Origin of the sequence: Microvirga tunisiensis (assembly GCF_009296175.1) — a bacterium.
GTDB classification, from domain to species: domain Bacteria; phylum Pseudomonadota; class Alphaproteobacteria; order Rhizobiales; family Beijerinckiaceae; genus Microvirga; species Microvirga tunisiensis.
The window spans coordinates 1-604 of record NZ_VOSK01000971.1 but is presented as its reverse complement, the minus strand read 5'-3'; the positions used below and the strand labels follow the sequence as shown (position 1 = coordinate 604).

Sequence of the window (604 nt, the reverse complement as noted above, 5' to 3'; positions counted from 1 at the left end):
GGGCTCTTGGTGCCCGACATAGAGGATCTTCGATGAAGCTCTGCTACTCTCCAGGAGCATGCTCTCTGGCTCCCCAGCACTTCCTCCGCAATGCCCTCGATCACCTGCCGCGCAAGGCCGATGATGATTGCCTGCAGGAGCTGCGCTGGTTGTACTACCGCCGCTCGGTCGAGGAGGCCCGGCGCGATCTGGCCGCCTGGATTGCCAAGTGGGAGGCGCGCTACCCGCGCTTGGTGGCCTGGGCCGAGGAGACGATCGAGGAGACACTCACCTTCTACCGCTTGCCGCGCCAGCACCACAAGCACCTCAAGAGCACCAACATGCTCGAGCGCCTCAACGAGGAGATCCGCCGGCGCACCTACGTGGTGCGGATCTTCCCCAATGCGGCCTCATGCTGCCGACTGGTACGGACCCTGGCGGTGGAGACGCACGAGAACTGGCTCGAGGCCCACCGCTACCTCAACATGGAGGACCTGAAGGAGCACAAGAAAACCACTCTTCGCGAAGCCGCTTAGCCAGCCTGTATGGCCGCCCCGCTTTGCAGAACTTGACGCACACAATCATCTTGTTCGTGGTCATCTCGAACTCAGCAGGTTCTTCTGTT

1 protein-coding gene is annotated in these 604 nt (G+C 61.9%); it reads left to right on the top strand.

Going from position 1 to position 604, the window contains the following annotated elements; all coding sequences use genetic code 11:
* Window positions 1–515, top strand: a 515-nt coding sequence (locus tag FS320_RS44785) for a transposase (RefSeq protein ID WP_244627798.1), incomplete at its 5' end; no start/stop codon positions are given.
* Between the last annotated feature and the right edge of the window lie 89 nt (window positions 516–604).